Source organism: Nocardioides limicola (genome assembly GCF_016827675.1).
GTDB classification, from domain to species: domain Bacteria; phylum Actinomycetota; class Actinomycetes; order Propionibacteriales; family Nocardioidaceae; genus Nocardioides; species Nocardioides limicola.
This window is the reverse complement of record NZ_JAERJA010000001.1, coordinates 203,958-218,587: the sequence shown is the minus strand read 5'-3', so window position 1 is coordinate 218,587 and position 14,630 is coordinate 203,958. Positions and strand designations below refer to the sequence as shown.

Annotated in this window: 14 protein-coding genes and 1 tRNA gene; 5 read left to right on the top strand and 10 right to left on the bottom strand. The window is 69.9% G+C overall.

Annotation, left to right across the window (positions count from 1 at the left end):
- Positions 1–456: 456 nt before the first annotated feature.
- Together JKG67_RS01080 and tyrS are read right to left on the bottom strand one after the other, a co-directional pair.
- Positions 457–1,506 carry an alpha-hydroxy acid oxidase gene (locus JKG67_RS01080; protein ID WP_203335410.1) on the bottom strand — a complete coding sequence of 350 codons (1,050 nt, stop codon included), beginning with the start codon at positions 1,504–1,506 and terminating at the stop codon, positions 457–459.
- Positions 1,506–2,765 (bottom strand): tyrosine--tRNA ligase, encoded by a 1,260-nt coding sequence (gene tyrS, locus JKG67_RS01075; RefSeq protein WP_203335409.1) that lies wholly within the window; start codon positions 2,763–2,765, stop codon positions 1,506–1,508. The genes JKG67_RS01080 and tyrS overlap by 1 nt, the downstream gene beginning before the upstream one ends.
- A gap of 157 nt (positions 2,766–2,922) precedes the next feature.
- On the opposite strand from tyrS, the gene JKG67_RS01070 reads away from it, so the two are divergent.
- Positions 2,923–4,356, top strand: a complete 1,434-nt coding sequence (locus JKG67_RS01070; RefSeq protein WP_203335408.1) for a serine/threonine-protein kinase — start codon at positions 2,923–2,925, stop codon at positions 4,354–4,356.
- Positions 4,357–4,378: 22 nt separating this feature from the next.
- On the opposite strand, the gene JKG67_RS01065 is transcribed toward JKG67_RS01070, so the two are convergent.
- The 3 genes from JKG67_RS01065 to JKG67_RS01055 all read right to left on the bottom strand — a co-directional run bounded on the left by JKG67_RS01065 (position 4,379) and on the right by JKG67_RS01055 (position 6,440).
- Positions 4,379–4,455, bottom strand: a tRNA-Ile gene (locus JKG67_RS01065).
- A gap of 92 nt (positions 4,456–4,547) precedes the next feature.
- Positions 4,548–5,723 (bottom strand): MacS family sensor histidine kinase, encoded by a 1,176-nt coding sequence (gene macS, locus JKG67_RS01060; protein ID WP_307816363.1) that lies wholly within the window; start codon positions 5,721–5,723, stop codon positions 4,548–4,550.
- A gap of 3 nt (positions 5,724–5,726) precedes the next feature.
- On the bottom strand, positions 5,727–6,440 hold the full coding sequence (locus tag JKG67_RS01055) for a lysophospholipid acyltransferase family protein (RefSeq protein ID WP_203335407.1): 714 nt from the start codon (positions 6,438–6,440) through the stop codon (positions 5,727–5,729).
- A gap of 70 nt (positions 6,441–6,510) precedes the next feature.
- On the opposite strand from JKG67_RS01055, the gene JKG67_RS01050 reads away from it, so the two are divergent.
- Together JKG67_RS01050 and JKG67_RS01045 are read left to right on the top strand one after the other, a co-directional pair.
- Entirely contained in the window at positions 6,511–7,281 is a 771-nt protein-coding gene (locus tag JKG67_RS01050; protein ID WP_203335904.1) for an alpha/beta hydrolase, read from the top strand.
- Between the two features lie 4 nt (positions 7,282–7,285).
- A complete protein-coding gene (locus tag JKG67_RS01045) occupies positions 7,286–7,720 on the top strand; it encodes a hypothetical protein (RefSeq protein WP_203335406.1) in 435 nt (144 codons plus the stop codon).
- 238 nt (positions 7,721–7,958) lie between these two features.
- On the opposite strand, the gene JKG67_RS01040 is transcribed toward JKG67_RS01045, so the two are convergent.
- From JKG67_RS01040 to JKG67_RS01020, 5 genes are read right to left on the bottom strand one after another with little or no spacing between them, the layout of a single operon-like run.
- A complete protein-coding gene (locus JKG67_RS01040) occupies positions 7,959–8,903 on the bottom strand; it encodes an ROK family glucokinase (RefSeq protein WP_203335405.1) in 945 nt (314 codons plus the stop codon).
- Positions 8,900–9,841, bottom strand: a complete 942-nt coding sequence (locus JKG67_RS01035; RefSeq protein ID WP_203335404.1) for an ROK family glucokinase — start codon at positions 9,839–9,841, stop codon at positions 8,900–8,902. The genes JKG67_RS01040 and JKG67_RS01035 overlap by 4 nt, the downstream gene beginning before the upstream one ends.
- The gene (locus JKG67_RS01030) at positions 9,838–10,239 is read right to left on the bottom strand and encodes a hypothetical protein (RefSeq protein ID WP_203335403.1); all 402 of its coding nucleotides are present in this window, start codon (positions 10,237–10,239) and stop codon (positions 9,838–9,840) included. Before JKG67_RS01030 ends, JKG67_RS01035 begins: the two co-directional genes overlap by 4 nt.
- The gene (locus JKG67_RS01025) at positions 10,232–11,407 is read right to left on the bottom strand and encodes an ArsA family ATPase (RefSeq protein WP_203335402.1); all 1,176 of its coding nucleotides are present in this window, start codon (positions 11,405–11,407) and stop codon (positions 10,232–10,234) included. Before JKG67_RS01025 ends, JKG67_RS01030 begins: the two co-directional genes overlap by 8 nt.
- Before the next feature lie 4 nt (positions 11,408–11,411).
- Positions 11,412–11,849: an SRPBCC family protein gene (locus tag JKG67_RS01020; RefSeq protein WP_203335401.1), complete on the bottom strand. Its 438-nt coding sequence runs from the start codon at positions 11,847–11,849 to the stop codon at positions 11,412–11,414.
- A 28-nt stretch (positions 11,850–11,877) separates the two neighbouring features.
- On the opposite strand from JKG67_RS01020, the gene JKG67_RS01015 reads away from it, so the two are divergent.
- Together JKG67_RS01015 and cpaB are read left to right on the top strand one after the other, a co-directional pair.
- Positions 11,878–13,677: an AMP-dependent synthetase/ligase gene (locus JKG67_RS01015; protein ID WP_203335400.1), complete on the top strand. Its 1,800-nt coding sequence runs from the start codon at positions 11,878–11,880 to the stop codon at positions 13,675–13,677.
- Between the two features lie 175 nt (positions 13,678–13,852).
- Entirely contained in the window at positions 13,853–14,620 is a 768-nt protein-coding gene (gene cpaB, locus JKG67_RS01010; protein ID WP_203335399.1) for a Flp pilus assembly protein CpaB, read from the top strand.
- The last annotated feature ends 10 nt before the right edge of the window (positions 14,621–14,630 follow it).

The window sequence follows — 14,630 nt, the reverse complement described above, 5'->3', positions numbered from 1 at the left end:
AGAATCAATCAAACAAAAGGAATCACCAAACCCCAACCAAAGTCAGGATCCGGAGTAAATCAATTCGTCGACTATCAATGACACACTGTTGAGTTCTCAAACATCACGCGCAACTCGAGGTTGAAGGATCTCTCCCTGGCCCCCTCGGGCTTTGCCAACTTTATCCGGTTCGATCGTGTTTTCGCAAATCGGCTTGCAGTGAGCATCCGATTCGGATCACGCGGGTCGTGCCGGGTTCACCGCGCACTCATCCAGCGACCTTCCGGGCTTCGGCGCTCAAGGCGCACTCCGACCAGTCGATCTTGGTGAGGTGGTTGGTGGTGTCGCACCGGATCGGGAGCCCGGCCTCGCGGCCTTGCTCCCCGGCTTTCCGGGCAACGAGGTGAAACATTAGACGAGCGCCGAGCCCCGGTCAAATCGAAACGATGTGGCGCCCGCCACACGGTTCGTGGACCCTCATACGAGGGGGTTCTGGGCCCGCCACAGCAGCCCGCGGGCGTCCACCGGGGTGCGGCATCCGGCCAGTCTGAGCGCCTCCACGAGCTCGTCCGTGAGAGCCGTCAGGGCCGCCTGCACGCCAGCTCCACCGCCGGCAGCCAACGCCAGCAACGGCACCCGACCGCAGAAGACCGCATCAGCGCCCGCCGCCAGCGCTGACAGCACGTCGAGGCCGCTGCGCACTCCCCCGTCGGCGTACACCTGGGCACTGTCACCCACCTCGGCGGCCACGCCCGGCAGGCAGGCGGCCACACTGGCGGCCCGGTCCAACTGTCGACCGCCATGGTTGGAGACCCAGACCGCACTGGCACCGGCCTGCACGCAGCGGCGGGCGTCCTCGGGGTGCAGCACTCCCTTGACCACCACCGGCAGTCCGGTCTTGTCGGCCAGCCAGACGATGTCGTGCGGCCCCAGGTCGGTCGCCTTCTCCGCGCCCACCTGATCGTCGTACCCGGGTTGGAAGTTCACCCGCAGCAGGCCCGGGTCGACCACGTCCCAGATGACCGGCCCGTCCCCAGGGTCCTTGCTGGCCACTACCGGGGTGTCCACGGTCAGCACCACCGCGCGGGCCCCCGCATCGACCGCGCGCTCGAGCATCGGCAGCGCCAGGCCCCGATCCGCCGAGAGGTAGGCCTGCACCCACCAGGGTGTGTCCGGGTCGACGATGTCGGCGAACTCGGTGCCTGCGTTGCTGGAGACGACCAAGGGTGCCCCGACGGCGGCAGCGGCCGCCGCCATCCCGCGCTCCCCCTCGGAGTGGACAGCCCGCTGCAACGTGGTCGGGGCGACCCCGATCGGCGTCGCGAACTCGGTGCCGAGCAGGTCGGTGGCCAACTCGATGCTGTCCACCTCGCGCAGCACGCGCGGCACGAAGCGGGTCCGCGCCCACGACTGCGTCGCCTCCGCCGCACTCACCCCAGCGCCGGAGCCCTGGACGACATAGCGGTACACGGGCGCAGAGAGCGCCTGGCGTGCCCGATCCTCGATCTCGGCCAGCCAGTGCACCATCAGCCCACCTCGACGCCGGCCAGGCTCTTCTTGCCGCGCCGCAGCACCAGCCATCGGCCGCCGATGAGGTCCTCACCGGTCGGCACGCGGTCGGGATCGCTGATCCGCTCGTTGTTCACGTAGGCACCACCGTCGGCCACGGCTCGGCGTGCCTCACCCTTGCTCTTGACCAGACCGGCGGCGACCAACAGGTCCACCACCGTGCCCGGCGTATCGACCCGGGTGGCACCGGCGGCGGTCAGCGCGGCCGACAGCGTGTCCACGTCGAGGGACCGCAGGTCACCGCCCCCGAACAGGGCCGCGGCCGCCTCCTGGATCTGGGCGGTCTGCTCCGCTCCGTGCACGAGGGTGGTCACCTGCTGGGCGAGCACCTTCTGCCCGGCCCGCAGGTGCGGCGCCTCGGCCGTCTGCTTCTCCAGCGCCTCGATCTCCGCACGATCCAGGAAGGTGAACACCCGCAGCAGCTCGCCGACCTTCTCGTCCTCGACGTTGAGCCAGAACTGGTAGAAGTCCCACGGCGACATCATCTCCGGGTCCAGCCAGAGCGCGCCGCCCTCGGTCTTGCCGTACTTCGTCCCGTCGGCCTTCGTCAGCAGCGGGGTGGCGAAGGCGTGCGCCCTGCCTCCGTCCGCACGGCGGATCAGTTCCGCGCCGGCGGTCAGGTTGCCCCACTGATCCGAGCCACCGAACTGCAGGGTGACGCCGTACTCACGGTAGAGGTTCAAGAAGTCCAACGACTGCAACAGCACGTAGCTGAACTCGGTGTAGCTGATGCCTTCCTCGAGTCGGCTGCGCACCACATCCCGGGCCAGCATCCGGTTCACCGGGAAGTGCTTGCCGATGTCCCGCAGGAAGTCGATCGTGGACAGGCTCGCCGTCCAGTCGTAGTTGTTGACCATCACCGCGCCGGAGTCGCCATCGAAGGACAGGAACGGCTCGATCTGGCCGCGGACCCGCTCGACCCAGTCCTTCACGGTGTCCAGGGAGTTCAAGGTGCGCTCCCCCGACTCCTTCGGGTCGCCGATCATGCCGGTGGCGCCACCGACGAGGGCGTAGGGCTTGTGTCCCGCCAGTTGCAGGCGCTTCGCGGTCAACACCTGCACCAGGTGACCCATGTGCAGGCTCGGGGCGGTCGGGTCGAACCCGACATAGAACCGCACCGTGCCCTCGGAGAGTGCCGCACGGAGTGCGTCACGGTCGGTCGAGTGGGCGATCAGACCTCGCCATTCGAGCTCGTCGAGGATGTGGGGTGCGGACAACGCCGGGAGTCCTTTCACTGCTCAGCCTGCGGGCCATCGGTTGCCGCAGGCTCCTTCTCGGGCCAGTCTGTCACGACAGGGGATCTCGCTCGTTGACGGTACGAAGCTAGAGAGATCGAGGTGACACAGGTCCGTGAGCTCCGGCAGGTACTCACTGGTGGGACGACTCAGCAACGGCGGCATGGGCTCGGTGTGGCTGGCCACCGACACGTTGTTGGAACGCCAGGTCGCAGTGAAGCGCATCGTCGCCGAGGCCGACGAAGGCACCCGGGAACGCGCCCGACGCGAAGCCCAGCTCGCGGCCTCACTGAGCCACCCGGGCGTGGTCGCCGTCTTCGACCTGGTCGCCGAGGGTGACGAGCTGTGGCTGGTGATGGAGTACGTCGACGGGGCCAGCCTCGCTCAGATCGTGCGGCGTGACGGCCCCTTGAGCCCGGACGTGGCGGCGGGCCTGATCGGTCAGGTCGCCGGTGGGCTGGCGGCGGCTCACCGGGCCGGCATCGTGCACCGGGACGTCAAGCCGGGCAACGTCTTCGTGACCAGCGACGGGCACGCCAAGCTCGGCGACTTCGGCATCTCCCGGAGCCTGGCCGACCAGTCGGCGACCCGGACCGGCCTGGTCACCGGCTCCCCGGCGTACCTGGCTCCCGAGGTCGCTTCCGGGCATCGCGCCGAACCGGCCAGCGATGTGTGGTCGCTGGGTGCCACCCTCTTCCATGCCGTCAGCGGGCGTGCCCCGTTCGACGCTGGCGAGGTCACCGCCACCATGCACCAGGTGGTGCACTCGCCCCCACCCCGACTGCCCGAATCCGGGTGGGTGGCCCGGGCGATCGAGCACACCCTGACCACCGACCCCGCACAACGGTGGACCGCGCAGGACGTGCGCAACTACCTGGCTTCGCTGGGCACGATGGGTCCACCGAGCCGGTCCACCGACAGCCCGACCCACGCTGCTGCCGAACCGACCCGGCGGCTCGCATCGCCAGCCGTCACCGGTGCGACCCTGGTCATCGACGCGCCGGAGCAGTCCGCGCCGGTGACTGCTGAGGTCCTCACCGATCAGGAGGTCGAGGACGAGGACGAGGAGTGGGAGGAGCCGCTGATCGTGGTCACTCCGACCCTGGCCGCCGCGGCGCTGCTGTCGGTGCTGCTGGTGGTGCTGGTCGGCTGGTGGTGGGTGACCGGGGATCCGGCCAATGCGCCACGGCGGATTGCCGAGGAGATCGCCATCTCGACCGGCCAGGACGCGGCCCCGGTCGTCACCCCCGATCCCGCACTGGAGGACGTCACCGACGACGACATCGTGGAGTTCATCCGGGCCTACGTCGATGCGGCCGTGCACAACACCCGCGAGGGCTATCGGATGCTGACTCCGGAGTACCAGAGCGACTCCGGTGGCTTCACCGGCTATCGGGGGTGGTGGTCACAGTTCCTCAGCGCCTCGGTCAGCGACGTTCGTCCGGACGCGGAGGCGATGCGGGTCGCCTACCGGATCGAGTACGTCCGGGACGACGGCAGCACCTTCGCCGAGCAGGTGCACCTGGACCTGGAGTTGCGCAACGGCCGACTCGTCATCGCCGGCCACCAGTGAGTCGTGCGCGGCCTTCGACCCGTGGTGGGGCGGGTGGGGCTCGAACCCACGACCCAAGGATTATGAGTCCTCTGCTCTAACCGACTGAGCTACCGCCCCTGGCAGATCTGGCGACCTGGGGCCTAACGCTACCGATGCCCCGACCGCCCGAGGCCAGGGGGCACTGCTGATCAGGGTCGCTCCCCATCGGGTCACTCCCGCGGCGCGGTGAGCTCCCACTCGGTGCCTTCGGGCCCGGTATGCATCAGCGCGTGGCCACCGAGGTCATCCAGCCGCGCCCGGATCGACTGACTGACCCCCAGGCGGCCCGAGGCCTCCGCGGCAGCCAGCCGGCCCTCGGGGATGCCGGGCCCCTCGTCTCGCACCGAGACCACCACTTGGTCTCCCAGATCCTCCAGCAGCACCCATGCCCGGGCGTCCGGGCCGACATGCCGGCTGATGTTGGCGAGGCACTCCCCTGCCGCGGCGACCAGCTCGTCGACGAGCCCGCTCGGCAGTTCGACCGCGACCCCGGGGGTAGCCACCTCCACCTGCAGGCCCGGGTGGCGGCGGGCAAGGCCGGTCACTGCTGCCGCCAGGTCGCTGACATGGGTGTACGCCGGGTCGGCGGGCGGCGCCGCCCACTGGTGCACCAAGGATCTCAGCGCCTGTTCCTGCTCCCCGGCCAGCCGAGCCAACTCCTGGGCCTGGGCGCCCGAGGTCTGGGGCAACTGCTCGGCGAACTCGGCCCCCCGGCGTTGCACCAGCGCCAGCACCTGCAGCACCCCGTCGTGCACCGTGCGAGCCAGTCGTTGCCGCTCCTGGGCTGCGGCGGCGGCCCGTTCGGCGGCGTCGCGCTGCACCGCCATCTGCTGTAGTGACTGACACATCAGTCCCACCAACGGCCCGCCGATCATCAGCAGGAAGGTGTAACCGTAGTTGGTCGCGGTGAACTCGGTGCGGATCACGAAGTCGGTGGCAGAGATGACGGCCGCCGCGAGCAGCCCTCCGCGCCAGCGCCAGTGGATCGCCCAGGCGAGCACCACCGACATCACCCAGAATCCGGGCACGGTCGCCGTGTCCGGGTCCGCCTTCACCCAGGCCGACGAGAGCAGTGCGGCGGTGGCCAGGGTCAGGTCGATCACCAGCAGCCCCCCGAGGCCGCGCCGGCGCGCCCGATAGGCCCAGAGGGTGAAGATGCTCCACCCGATCAGCACCACCAGAATGCTGGCCCACCAACCCGTGTGGACGACCTCGTCGCGGCGGTACAGGTTGACGGCCAGCATGTTGAGCAGCACCAGCACCCGCAACGCCGCCCAGACCGAGAACATCCGATCCGTGACAGCCAGTGCCGCCGGATGCTGCCAGGGCTGCTCGCGGAGGGTCACCGCTCAGGAGGCCTTCTTGCGGCGCTGCTCCTGCTCGGCCTGCTTGGACAGTTCCTTGGCCTGCGGCGCGTACATGTCGACGTACTCCTGCTTGGAGAGCTCCATGATCGCGTACATGATCTCGTCGGTGATCGACCGCAGGATGTAGCGGTCGTCGGACATCCCTTCGTAGCGGGAGAAGTCCAGCGGCTCACCGAAGCGCACCACCGGGCGGGTGAACCGGCCGAACTTCTTGCCCGGCGGGGCCACCACGTCAGTGCCCACGACGGCCACCGGAATCACCGGTACGCCGGTCTCCAGGGCCAGCCGCGCGACGCCGGTCCGGCCGCGGTAGAGCTTCCCGTCGTGTGACCGGGTGCCCTCGGGGAAGATGCCGAAGATGCCACCGCTGCCCAGCACCTTCTTGGCGCTGGTGAGGGCTCCCTCGGCGGCGCTGGCACCGGATCGGTCGATCGGGATGTTCCCGGTGCCGGTGAAGAAGTTCTTCTGCAGCCACCCCTTGACCCCGGTGCCGGTGAAGTACTCGGCCTTGGCCACGAAGCTCACCCGGCGCGGCAGCACCAGCGGCATGAACAACCAGTCGGCGTAGGAGAGGTGGTTGCACGCCAGGATCGCCGGCCCCTCGGTCGGCACGTGGTCGACACCGTGGGCTTGGGGGCGGAAGATCAGTCGCAGCGGCGGGCCGAGGAGAATCCATTTCAGGAACCAATAGAACATTGCAGACCTCCGCTTGTCGCCGCTCGCGTGCTGCACCGAACACTAGTGCAGAATCAACCCTGTGCCGATCATGCCCACTGCTCATCCGTTCTCCGCACCCGCCCGACCCGAGTCGACCGGCGGCCGCAAGGTCGGCGTGCTGCTCAGCCATGGCTTCACGGGCTCCCCGGCCTCGATCCGGCCGTGGGCCGAGTCGCTGGCCGCCCGGGGGTTCGCCGTGGAGTTGCCGCGGCTGCCCGGCCACGGCACTGACTGGCGGGAGATGAACACCACCCGCTGGGCCGACTGGTACGCCGCGGTCAACCGTGCCCTGGACAAGCTCACCCGGGAGTGCGACCAGGTGGTGATCGGCGGCTTGTCGATGGGTGGCACGTTGACCATCCAGCTGGCCGCGGATCGCCCCGCGGATGTGGCCGGCCTGATCCTGGTCAACCCGGCCGTGGCCAGCACCAACAAGCAGTTGCTGGCGCTGCCGGTGCTCAAGCATCTGGTGCCGTCGATGCCGGGTCTGGCCAATGACATCAAGAAGCCCGGCGTTGACGAGGGCGGCTATGACCGGACCCCGTTGAAGGCGCTGTCCAGCCTGGTCTCCACCTGGCCTCAGGTACGACGATCGCTGCCCCGGGTCACCGCGCCACTGCTGTTGCTGCGCTCCACCGAGGACCACGTCGTCGACCCTTCGTCGGCTCGGATCATCCTCAGCCGCGTCTCGTCCACCGACGTCACCGAACGCTTGCTCAGCAACAGCTACCACGTGGCGCCGCTGGACAACGACGCCGAGACGATCTTCGCCGAGAGTGTCGAGTTCGTGGCTCGGGTCACCAACACCGAACTACGCTGAAGAGGTGAACCGGCCGGACGAGGACGAGGCCTGGCGCGCCATCGTGGAGAACTTCGGCGAGCGGGCGGCACTCGACGACGGCTCCCCGCCGCCCGAGCCGGCTCCGCCCCCGCCACCGCCGCCCGACGTCGAGGAACTGGTGGCCCCGGGCTACGCCGAGGCGCCCCCGGAGCCGGATGAGCCGGATGAGCCGCTCCTGGCCGATCGGTTCGTGCCGCCGGATCCGGGCCCGCTGGTGATGCCTCCGCCGGTGCGGCTGACCGCGTGGATCGGGCTGCTCGGGATGCCTGCGCTGCTGTTGCTGCTCGGGGTGCTGCGCTTCTCACTCCCCCAGCCGCTGGCGCTGGTCGTCCTGGCGTGGTTCGCCTGGGGGTTCGGCTACCTGGTCTGGCGGATGCCTCGGCGTCCCGACGACTGGGACAACGGCGCCCAGGTCTGACCACCCCCCTCGGTGATCGAGTGTCCGCGAGGAACGAGCCCCCTTCGGTGATCGAGTGTCCGCGAGGAACGAGCCCCCTTCGGTGATCGAGTGTCCGCGAGGAACGAGCGGATGTATCTCGGTGATCGAGTGTCCGCGAGGAACGAGCGGATGTATCGAGATCACCACCCCAGGCGGCCACAAACCCCACCTCGGCCGGCCACGAACCCCACCTCGGCGGGCCACAAGCCCCACTTCGTCAGGGGCGGGCGAGGTCGACGGCGCCGATCAGGCCGGCTTCGGGGCCGAGAGCGGCGGCTACCACGGGCGGCAGTTCCCGATGGCCGGCGGCGACCAGGGAGTGCTCGAGGGCTGTCCGGGCCGGGTCCAGCAGCCGGTTGCCGGCGGCCGAGACTCCGCCACCGACCACCACACAGGCCGGGTCCAGAGCGGCGACCACGTTCGCCAGACCGACGCCGAGCCACCGTCCGACCTCGGCGAACGCCTCCCGAGCGAGCAGGTCGCCCTCCTCGGCTGCGGCGGTCACCATCGGGCCGCTGATCAGCGCCGGATCTCCGTGGCACAGGTCCTCCAGCAGCGACGGCTGCTGACCGAATCGGTGCTGCGCGGCCCGGACCAGGGCCCCACCGCTGGCGTACTGCTCCCAGCACCCACGACCGCCACAGTCGCAGGGCTGCCCGTCGGGCACCACCATCATGTGGCCGAACTCGCCAGCCATCCCGTTGCGGCCCCGGGTGAGCCGGCCGTCACTGACGATGCCGCCGCCGATCCCGGTGCCCATGGTGATCATCAGCAGGTCATCGACCCCGCGCCCGGCACCGAACCGGTGCTCGGCCCAGGCCGCGGCGTTGGCGTCGTTCTCCAGCTTCACCTCGACCCCGAGCCGGTCCGTCATCCGGGCGCGCACGTCCTCGCCGCGCCAGGGCAGGTGCGGCGCGAACCGGACCCGGGCCCGGTCGGCGTCCACGAAGCCGGCGGCGGCCAGGCCGACACCGGCCAGCGGCTCCCCGGCCGCGACCTCGGCGACCGCTTGGGCGATCGCGTCCTCGACACGGCGTACGTCGACCCGGCGCCCCGGCGTCGCCCGTCGGGCGGTACGACGTACCCGGCCGTCCGCGTCGACCACTCCGGCCAGCACCTTGGTGCCGCCGACGTCGACGCCGACCCAGAGGGGCTGACTCACGTCATCATCCGGGAGAGGTCGGCGGCGCCGATCAGCCCGGCGGTGTTGCCCAGGGTTGCCGGCAGCAGCGCCGGTGGTGGCCGGTGCGCGGCGGCGCTCAGCTCGGCGGCGAGACTGTCCCGGGCCGGGCCGAGGACGAGCTCGCCAGCGGCGACCATGCCGCCGCCGATCACGATGGTGTCGGGGTCGAGGACCGCGCAGAGTGAGGCCAGGCCGTAGCCGAGGTGGCGCCCCACCTCGGCCAGCAGCGTGATCGCGTAGCGGTCGCCGGCCATCGCCGCCTCGGTGACCATCGGCCCGGTCACGGCGCCGTTGGCCAGCGCCCGGAGGTGTTCGGTGCCGGGCAACCCGGCCTCGACGTCCTCCCGGGCCCGGCGGACCAGGGCGGTGCCGGACGAGTAGGTCTCCAGGCAGCCGCGCTTGCCGCAGCCACAGAGCGGTCCGTCGGGGGTCAGTCGCAGGTGGCCGATCTCAGCGGCCATCCCGTGGCTGCCGCGGTGCAGGTGTCCGCCGAGGATCAACCCCCCGCCGACCCCGGTGCCGAGGGTGGCGGTCAGCATCGTGTCGGCTCCCCGGCCGGCTCCGAACGCGTACTCGCCCCAGGCGGCCGCGTTGGCGTCGTTCTCGACCACCACCGACAGTCCGAGCCGGTGGTGCAATGCCGCGCCGAGGGGCTCCTCGCGCCAGGCGATGTTAGGGGCGAACCGGACCGTCGCGCGGTCGGCGTCGATGAAGCCGGCGGCTCCGACGCCGACGGAGCCGACGTCGTGGGCCGCGCGCAACTGGTCGACCAGGCCGACGATGGTGTCGGTGATCGCGGCCGGGTCAGCGGCGGGCGACACGGCGCGCACCTGCGCCAGCACGGTCCCGGCGGTGTCCACGACTCCGGCGGCGATCTTGGTGCCGCCGACATCCACGCCGCAGGCAAGGGTGGTCATTCCTGAGGGTCCTCCGCCTCATCATCGAGGTCGATGTGCTGAACTCGGGGCTCGTCACGCTGCCGGCCGCCTTCGGCGGGGTCCGGGACGGCGGTGGCCAGGATGCCGGCCGCGGCCTGGGCGAAGTGGCTGGCGGCGACCGCGAGGTGGGTCTTCACCTCCGGGCTGGTCTCGCGGACCAGGTGCACGACCCGGCAGACCGGGCAGTACTGGCACTCGGCGGCGCCGGTGGCGATGTGCTCGTTGACCTCGTGGAAGGCGTGCGAGGCCTGGGACGCCATCGAGGCTACGCCGTCGCCGAGGCCGCCGCCGGACTCCTTGGCCCAGTCGGTCAGGGCATGGAACAACTTCGCTGCCTCCTCGGCGGCGGAGCCGATGTCGTCGTGTTCGTCACCCATTCACGTCACCTCCCTCGAAGCGCACTCGTAGCGTGCCGTCGGTCACTCGGGCACCGGCGATGCCGAGCCGGGACAGGCTGGCCGGCAGTGACAGCACCCGCCGATACGATCCCACGGTCACCACCAGTTCGTCGCCGTTGCGTCCCAGGTCGACCTGGTCCCGGGTAGCCCCGGGCAGCGCCAGCTCGACCACCGCGCCGGTGTCGTGGCGGGTGATCCGGAACGGTCCGTCCCCGACCGGCAGCGCCAGCGGGTCGGCTCCGCCGTACACGTCGGCGGCAAGGTCGGCCAACGCGTCGACACCGACAGGCTCTCCGGTCCGGTACGTCGATCGGTAGACCGGCAGCGGCGCGAACGACTGCTCCACGCCGGCCAGCACCTCACGTTGGGCCTCCACCCAGCCCGCGCGCCATTCGTCGGCGTCGGAGTCGGGGAAGACCCGGTTGGCGACGACGCTGTCCACCCGGTAGCCGTACAGCGACAGCGTCGTCCAGGAGCGGCGGGCCTCGGCGACGACCACGTTCTCGGGGGTGAGCACCAGCCGGACGCTCGCGTTCGGGCCACTGAGCAGCTGACGCACCTCATCGAGCTCGCGATGCAGCCGCTCGATGGCGTCGAAGACGTCGTCCTTGGGCATCGGCACCCCGGCAGCCTTGGACAGCACCGGGCCCAGCGCCTTGACGACCCGCCGTTCGGTCGGGAAGACGCGCTGCATGTACCACCCCAGCGCCTCGGGGAGTGCGAGCAGCCGCAGCGTCTCAGCGGTCGGGGCACAGTCGACGATGATCACGTCCCACTCACCCGAGAGCGCGTGCAGGCGCAGTTCCAGCAGCGCCAGCACCTCCTCGGCACCGGGGATCACGGTCAGTTCCTCGGCGGCCACCGGGTCCACCCCGGCGACGTCGAGGACGGTGAGCATGTAGCGCTGGATGTCGGCCCAGGACTGCTCGAAACGCAGTTGTGCGTCCACCTGCTGCACGAACAGGTGGTCGGCCACCTGGGTCGGCTCGGGTCCGACCGGGACCCCGAACGCGTCCGCCAGCGAGTGCGCGGCGTCGGTGGAGAGCACCAGGGTCCGCTGTCCGGAGGCCGCGGCCAGGGCAGCGGTGCCGGAGGCGACCGTCGACTTGCCGACGCCGCCCTTGCCGGTGAAGAGGAGGATGCGCACGCGGTCAGGCAAGTGACTCGACGCGCGTCTTGAGCCCCTTGAGTGCGGTGTCGATGAGCATCTTCTCCCCCTTGCGCTTGAGCATGCCGATCAGCGGCACCGAGACATCGAGCGCCAGCCGGTACGTCACCTCGGTGCGGCCACCGAGGTCCCGGAGCACGTAGGCGCCGTCGAGGGCGGTCAGCATGCCCGCCTCGACGAGGGTCCAGGTGACCTGATCGTCGCCCTGCCAGGTGTAGGCGAGCGTGTAGGAGTCCTTGATCGGCGGCACCTCCAGCCGGAAGGCGACCCGCTCGGCACGCCCCTCGGGGGTGGTCCCGTGCACCTCGGCCGTCTTCACTCCCTTGGCCCAGGTCGGGTACGACGCGAAGTCTGCGATCACGTCCATCACCGCGGCGGGGCTCGCCTCGATCACGATTGACGAGGTGGTCTGCTCTGCCATGGCACCTGAGGGTACTAGCCTGCATGGTGTGCGCGAGTTCTCGACCCCCCTGACGATCGACCTGCCGACCACCGGGAACCTCACCGATGACGTGGTCACCAATGCTCGCGACCACGGTGACGTGGTCGTCCTGAGCAAGCGGAGCACCGCCAATGCCACCGAATGGCTGCCGGTGACCGCGGCCCAGTTCCACGCCGAGGTGGTCGCGGTGGCCAAGGGCCTGGTGGCTGCCGGCATCGAGCCGGGCGACCGGCTGGGGCTGATGTCGCGGACCCGGTACGAGTGGACGCTGCTCGACTACGCCATCTGGTTCGCCGGGGCGGTGACGGTGCCGATCTACGAGACCGCCGCCACCGCGCAGGTGCAGCACTACCTGGGCGACTCCGGCGCCAAGGCGGTGGTGGTCGAGGACGCCGCCCACCTGGCCAAGGTGGCGGCGTGCCGCGGCGACCTGCCCGACCTGAACCACGTCTGGTCCCTCGACGACAACGCGATCGAGGTGCTCTCCCGGCTCGGCGCCGACATCTCCGACGCCGACCTGGAGGAGCGTCGTACCCAGGCGGGGCCGGGCGACCTGGCCTCGATCGTCTACACCTCGGGGACCACCAGTGAGCCGAAGGGCTGCCAACTGACGCACGGCGGCTTCGAGTTCGAGCTCTCGGTGGCTGTCGAGGAGCTGGACCAGCTGTTCACCACCGAGGGTGCCTCAACGCTGCTGTTCCTGCCGTTGGCGCATGTCTTCGCGCGGATCATCCAGGTCGGCTGCATCAAGGCCCGGGTGCGGCTCGGGCATGCCGCGGACATCACCCGGCTGCTGGAGGACTTCGAGTCCTTCTCCCCCACGTTCATCCTGGCGGTGCCGCGGGTCTTCGAGAAGGTGTTCAACACCGCCTCCCAGCGCGCCACCGCCGACGGCAAGGGCAAGATCTTCAATGCGGCCGCGGACACTGCGATCGCCTGGTCCCGGGCGCTGGACGGCGGCCGGATGCCGCTGCGGCTCAAGGCCCGGCATGCGGTCTTCGACAAGCTCGTCTACGGCACGCTGCGGGAGAAGCTCGGCGGGAACTGTGAGTACGCCGTCTCCGGCGGAGCGCCGCTCGGGGAACGGCTGGGCCACTTCTATCGGGGCATCGGCCTGAACGTGCTCGAGGGCTACGGGCTCACCGAGACCACGGCCGCGGTGACGGTGAACCTGCCCGAGGCGCAGAAGATCGGCACCGTCGGCCGGCCGTTGCCGGGCACGGCGGTGCGGGTGGCCGACGACGGGGAGTTGCTGTTCCGCGGCGGTCAGGTCTTCACCGGCTACTGGGGCCGCGAGGACGCCACCCGTGAGGTGTTGAGCAACGACGGCTGGTTCCACACCGGCGACGTCGGCGAGGTCGACGACGAGGGTTTCGTGCGGATCACCGGCCGGAAGAAGGAGATCCTGGTGACCGCGGGCGGCAAGAACGTCGCCCCGACGGTGCTGGAGGACCGGCTGCGCGGCCACGCCCTGGTCTCCCAGTGCATGGTGGTCGGTGACGGGCAGCCGTTCATCGCGGCCCTGATCACCCTGGATGCTGAGGCGCTGCCGGCGTGGGCCGAGCAGCACGGCAAGTCCGGTGGTGCCGCGGAGCTGGTGGACGATCCGGATCTGCTCGCCGAGATCCAGGCGGCCGTCGATGACGCGAACCAGGCGGTCTCCAAGGCCGAGTCGATCCGGAAGTTCACGGTGCTCGCCGACGACTGGACCGAGGAGGCGGGACTTCTGACCCCGAGCCTCAAACTCAAGCGCAATGTGGTGATGCGCGAATTGCGTGACGAAGTCGAGTCATTGTTCGCACGTTGAGCCGTCTCCCTGACTGGGAGGGCAGGGACCGATCTCAATTTGCGCACAGTTGGTCAATCCGGTCCCAAGGTCCCGGCAAGTAGGGCAGGCTTTGGCCAAGTAGGACTGTGACGGCTGATGGAGCTGTGACAGAGGGGGGATGCGTGTCGAGCGCGTTCCGAGGAGGGAACACACGATGGATCGTCGCAAGGTTTTGTTGCTGGTAGCCGCAGTGATCGCCGCGCTGGGCACACTGTTGGTCTTCCTGTACGCCCGTGGGGCGGACACCCGCGCCGAGGAGCGGTTCAACGCCCAGGAGGTGCTCCGGGTGGTCACCACGATCGAGCCCGGTGAGAGCATCGACGTCGCGCAGCGCGCCGGGAAGCTGCAGTTGCAGCCGGTGCCGTCCGAGCAGATCCTCCCGGGGGCGCTGACGTCCACCACGGAGATCTCCGGCCAGGTGGCGTTGACCCGGATCTTCCCCGGTGAGCAGTTGATCCCGGGCAAGTTCGGCGCCGGCGCCGAGGGCGCTTCGGCGGTGCTGCAGATCCCCGAGGGGATGATCGCGATGTCGGTGAACCTGACCGACCCGGCCCGGGTGGCCGGCTTCGTCAGCCCCAGCTCCGAGGTGGCGATCTTCGTGACCCGTGCGGAGGAGACCGGCAGCCAGGGTGGCAACCAGGATGGGGCACAGACCACCCTCGCTTTCAGCCGTCTGCTACTGGACCGCGTACAGGTGCTCGGCGTCGGATCCACCACCCCGATCACCACCACGGTGACCACCGAGGACGGCGGCACCGTGTCGGAGCAGTTGCCACGGACCCTGATCACGTTGGCAGTGACCAAGGAGCAGGCGGAGAAGATCCTGCTCGCCCAGGAGATCGGCCAACTCGCGTTCGGCCTGACCACCGAGTCCAGCGAACTGTCCGCCGGTCCCGGAGCCACCATCATCAACCTCTTCTGAGGGAGAGGCT

Coding starts and splice junctions, on each gene's coding strand:
- JKG67_RS01055 (WP_203335407.1), bottom strand. CDS start 6,440: ATGTTCTATTGGTTCCTGAAATGGATTCTCCTCGGCCCGCCGCTGCGA.
- cpaB (WP_203335399.1), top strand. CDS start 13,853: ATGGATCGTCGCAAGGTTTTGTTGCTGGTAGCCGCAGTGATCGCCGCG.
- JKG67_RS01050 (WP_203335904.1), top strand. CDS start 6,511: ATGCCCACTGCTCATCCGTTCTCCGCACCCGCCCGACCCGAGTCGACC.
- JKG67_RS01080 (WP_203335410.1), bottom strand. CDS start 1,506: ATGGTGCACTGGCTGGCCGAGATCGAGGATCGGGCACGCCAGGCGCTC.
- JKG67_RS01030 (WP_203335403.1), bottom strand. CDS start 10,239: ATGGGTGACGAACACGACGACATCGGCTCCGCCGCCGAGGAGGCAGCG.
- JKG67_RS01020 (WP_203335401.1), bottom strand. CDS start 11,849: ATGGCAGAGCAGACCACCTCGTCAATCGTGATCGAGGCGAGCCCCGCC.
- JKG67_RS01035 (WP_203335404.1), bottom strand. CDS start 9,841: ATGACCACCCTTGCCTGCGGCGTGGATGTCGGCGGCACCAAGATCGCC.